At 69.9% G+C, this 4,227-nt stretch carries 5 protein-coding genes; 4 read left to right on the top strand and 1 reads right to left on the bottom strand.

Features of this window, described 5'->3' with window-relative positions; genetic code table 11:
* Positions 1-29 precede the first annotated feature (29 nt).
* Positions 30-272 carry a mycoredoxin gene (locus ACFWFI_RS41430; RefSeq protein WP_385503728.1) on the bottom strand — a complete coding sequence of 81 codons (243 nt, stop codon included), beginning with the start codon at positions 270-272 and terminating at the stop codon, positions 30-32.
* A gap of 225 nt (positions 273-497) precedes the next feature.
* On the opposite strand from ACFWFI_RS41430, the gene ACFWFI_RS41425 reads away from it, so the two are divergent.
* The 4 genes from ACFWFI_RS41425 to ACFWFI_RS41410 all read left to right on the top strand — a co-directional run bounded on the left by ACFWFI_RS41425 (position 498) and on the right by ACFWFI_RS41410 (position 4,113).
* On the top strand, positions 498-2,720 hold the full coding sequence (locus ACFWFI_RS41425; protein ID WP_387400924.1) for an ATP-dependent DNA helicase UvrD2: 2,223 nt from the start codon (positions 498-500) through the stop codon (positions 2,718-2,720).
* A 168-nt stretch (positions 2,721-2,888) separates the two neighbouring features.
* Complete coding sequence (locus ACFWFI_RS41420) at positions 2,889-3,218, top strand: hypothetical protein (RefSeq protein WP_387400922.1); 330 nt, start codon at positions 2,889-2,891, stop codon at positions 3,216-3,218.
* Between the two features lie 170 nt (positions 3,219-3,388).
* Positions 3,389-3,757: a WhiB family transcriptional regulator gene (locus ACFWFI_RS41415; RefSeq protein ID WP_031091240.1), complete on the top strand. Its 369-nt coding sequence runs from the start codon at positions 3,389-3,391 to the stop codon at positions 3,755-3,757.
* Positions 3,754-4,113: a hypothetical protein gene (locus ACFWFI_RS41410; RefSeq protein ID WP_387400920.1), complete on the top strand. Its 360-nt coding sequence runs from the start codon at positions 3,754-3,756 to the stop codon at positions 4,111-4,113. The genes ACFWFI_RS41415 and ACFWFI_RS41410 overlap by 4 nt, the downstream gene beginning before the upstream one ends.
* Positions 4,114-4,227 lie beyond the last annotated feature (114 nt).

Below are 4,227 nucleotides of genomic sequence, written 5' to 3'. Positions count from 1 at the left end.
GCCCGGGGCCGTCGCCGTCCGTCTGCGTATCAGGCGCCGACCTTCTGCTTGACCTGGGCCAGCGAAGGGTTCGTCAGCGTCGAACCGTCGGGGAAGAGCACGGTCGGAACCGTCTGGTTTCCGCCATTCGCCTTCTCGACAAAGGCTGCCGAATCCGGGTCCTGCTCGATGTTGACCTCGGTGTACGCGATGCCTTCGCGATCCATCTGGCCCTTGAGCCGGCGGCAGTAGCCGCACCACGTGGTGCTGTACATCGTCACAGTGCCCGGCATGTCGTCGGTGCTCCCTTGTCTCGTATGTCCCGCTGGGAAGGTCCCGCTGAAAAAGCGCGACAGACGCGTCCACGTACTGTCCCGCATACAGGGAACGTCCATGGCCCGACCGCCATTCCCGGCCCCGCCCCGCACCGGCACGACATCCCCTGACCCGGTACGACAATCGACGGCCCCTGTGGACAACCGCCGCGGCAGCCCCTCACGACCTGGCAGCATGGCAGGGTGACAGCAGCAACGCATTCCACCCTCTTCCCACAGGTCCCCGACTCCGCGGACGCCGTGCTCGACGGGCTCGACCCGGAGCAGCGCGAGGTCGCGCTGGCCCTGAGCGGACCTGTGTGTGTGCTGGCCGGAGCCGGTACGGGGAAGACGCGAGCCCTCACGCACCGCATCGCCTACGGGGTGCGGGCCGGGATCCTCCAGCCGACGACCGTGCTCGCCGTCACCTTCACCAACCGGGCGGCCGGCGAGATGCGGGGCCGCCTCCGCCAGCTCGGCGCGACCGGTGTGCAGGCGCGGACCTTCCACTCCGCCGCCCTGCGCCAGCTCCAGTACTTCTGGCCGAAAGCCGTCGGTGGTGAGCTGCCGCGGCTGGTGGAGCGCAAGGTCCAGTTGGTCGCCGAGGCGGCGGCCCGCTGCGGGATCCGGCTCGACCGCAACGAGCTGCGGGACACCACCAGTGAGATCGAGTGGGCCAAGGTCACCCAGACCGTGCCCGCCGACTATCCGGCCGCGGTCGTGAAGACCCAGCGGGACGCGCCGCGCGACCCGGCCGAACTCTCGCAGATCTACGCGATGTACGAGCAGCTGAAGCGCGACCGCTCGGTGATCGACTTCGAGGACGTGCTCCTGCTCACGGTCGGCATCCTCCAGGACCGGCACGACATCGCCGATCATGTGCGCCGTCAGTACCAGCACTTCGTCGTCGACGAGTACCAGGACGTCAGCCCGCTCCAGCAGCGGCTCCTCGATCTCTGGCTCGGTGACCGGGACGATCTCTGCGTCGTCGGCGACGCCGGCCAGACGATCTACTCCTTCACCGGCGCCACCCCCGACCACCTGCTGAACTTCCGGACCCGCCACCCGGACGCGACGGTGGTCAAGCTGGTGCGGGACTACCGCTCCACACCTCAGGTCGTGCACCTGGCCAACGGTCTGCTGAGCCAGGCCCGGGGCAAGGCGGCCGAACACCGGCTGGAGCTGGTGTCGCAGCGGGACAAGGGCCCCGAGCCTGTCTACACGGAGTACGCGGACGAGCCCGCGGAGGCCGAGGGCACCGCACGCAGGATCCGTGACCTGATCGCCGCCGGGGTCCCGGCGGGCGAGATCGCCGTGCTGTACCGGGTCAACTCCCAGTCCGAGGTCTACGAGCAGGCCCTCGCGGACGCGGGTGTGCCCTACCAGCTGCGCGGCGCCGAGCGCTTCTTCGACCGTCCCGAGGTGCGGGAGGCGGGCGTCGCCCTGCGCGGCGCCGCCCGCGCGGGAGGCAACGACTCGCTGCTCGACGGCGCCGACGACCTGCCCTCCGAGGTGCGGGCGGTGCTCTCCACCAAGGGATGGACCTCCAAGCCGCCCGCCGGATCGGGAGCGGTGCGGGACCGCTGGGAGTCCCTCGCCGCGCTGGTGCGACTGGCGGAGGACTTCGAACAGGCCAGGCCGGGCGCGACGCTCTCCGATCTCGTGGCCGAGCTCGACGAGCGGGCCGCAGCCCAGCACGCACCCACGGTCCAGGGCGTCACGCTGGCGTCGTTGCACTCGGCCAAGGGCCTGGAGTGGGATGCCGTGTTCCTCGTCGGGCTCACCGAGGGCATGATGCCGATCGCCTATGCCAAGACGGACGAACAGGTCGAGGAGGAACGCCGGCTGCTGTACGTCGGCGTCACCCGGGCCCGCTTCCACCTGTCGCTGTCCTGGGCCCTCTCCCGGTCGCCGGGTGGCCGAGGGAACCGCCGGGCGACCCGCTTCCTGAACGGGCTGCGGCCCGGCTCGGCCGCGCTCGGCACGCGGGGCGGTACAGGCGGAGGCGGCGGCATCGACCGTGGCTCCCGTGCGGGTACGGGCGGGGCGGGCACCGAGAAGCCGGCCCGGCCCGGCCGGAGGGGCCCGGTGCGGTGCAGGGTCTGCGGCAGGACGCTCACCGAAGCCGGTGAGATGAAGCTGATGCGCTGCGAGGACTGCCCCTCGGACATGGACGAGGCGCTGTACGAGCGGCTGCGCGAGTGGCGCGCGGACCGGGCGAAGGAGATCAGCCAGCCCGCCTACTGCGTCTTCACGGACAAGACGCTCATGGCGATCGCCGAGGCGGCGCCGGGCAGTGAGGGCGAGCTCGTCGTCATCGCCGGTGTCGGCAACCGGAAGCTGACCAGGTTCGGGGCTGATGTCCTGGACATCTGCGCAGGCCGGACGGTGGGTCAGGAGCCGGACGAGGGCGACGGCGACGTGTGAGAAAAACTCGTCGAAAAAATAGTTTGCGCCCGCAGCAGCAATCACCATAGGTTCTTAACCACGGGAACAGCGACTTCTCTGAAGCCCTGACTCCGTGCTGTACTTATCCGAATACCGCAGGATCGGCCCCGGCCGGTCCCTTGAGACGCCGAGAGGAGGCGATTGTCCGTGATCAGCATCATCAACACCATCAAAATGACCGATCCGTCGGTCGTCTCCACCTGCTCGCTCGGCCTCACCCGCTCTTCAGAGCTCTCGCTTCGTGGCACCAGTGTGTCCGGCATTTCCGCCGTCCGCCCGCTGTCCCTGGCGACCCTGCCCGTGCGGGAGCGCAATGAGCGACCGACCGAGGCACCGGAAGCAGCCGTAGTGAAGGGACAGGCCTCGGCCTATGCCTTTGCGGCAGCCGCAGCCGGTGCCGGAGCCAAGAAGCAGACGACGCAGCACCACAAGATGTGGGCCTTCCGTGGGCCTGAACCCTGGAGTGATCCAGCCTGATCCAACTCAGGCCGGCGCCTTCAGGGCCGCGGAACCCCACTCGGGATCCGCGGCCCTTTTGTTTTGTCCGAACGGATGAGACGAGACGAAGGAGCCTCGGGACAGCAGGACCTGGTACCAGCCGCCAACCGGCCAACAGGCCGGCACGACCAGACGAGGACAACGCCACCGTGCAACTCGAGACGCACGCCCCGTCCGTACCGCCTTCCGACACGATCTCCCCGCCCGGCCTCACGGAGGACTCCACCTTGATCCCCCTCACCGCGCTCACCGCGCTCGACGACGCCATCGAGAACCTCGGCGTGCCCGTCCCGTGCCGTTCCTACGACCCGGAGGTCTTCTTCGCCGAGTCGCCGGCGGACGTCGAGTACGCCAAGTCCCTCTGCCGCACCTGTCCGCTGATGGAGGCATGCCTCGCCGGAGCCAAGGAGCGGCGCGAGCCGTGGGGCGTCTGGGGTGGCGAGCTCTTCGTCCAGGGCGTCGTCGTCGCCCGCAAGCGCCCGCGTGGCCGTCCGCGCAAGAACCCGGTCGCGGCGTGACCGCCGGCCTGGGGGTCATGTCCCCCACACGAACGAAGCGCATCGGAACCATCGACCGTCCCCATACCCGTGACCCCCGAAATCAGGCACCAATGACCACCGCCACGAGGGAGCCCGTCGGCTCCGCGACCCCGGACGTCACCATCATCGGCGCGAACGACTCGCGTCAGAACAGGACCCGCGAAATGCAACTCATCCCAGAAGCCCTGGCCCGTGCGCATATGCACGACCGCCTGAGGGAGGCCGAGGAGGGACGCCAGGCAGTGCGCCTGGTGGCCGCCCGGCGGATGCAGCGCCGTGCGGAGCGCGCCTCGATGCGCGCCCGCCGCGCGCTCGCCATGGCCGTCATGCACTGACAGTCAGTACGGCGCACCACGGCTGCCGGGCCACCGCTCGGCGTCGTTCTGCGCGGGGCGCCCGGAGCCGGAGGGGACGCGGGAGTGCCTGGACGCGGTGCCGGGGACGGTGGT

This window comes from Streptomyces sp. NPDC060209 (genome assembly GCF_042728155.1).
GTDB lineage: Bacteria > Actinomycetota > Actinomycetes > Streptomycetales > Streptomycetaceae > Streptomyces.
This window is presented reverse-complemented; position numbering and strand designations above follow the sequence as displayed.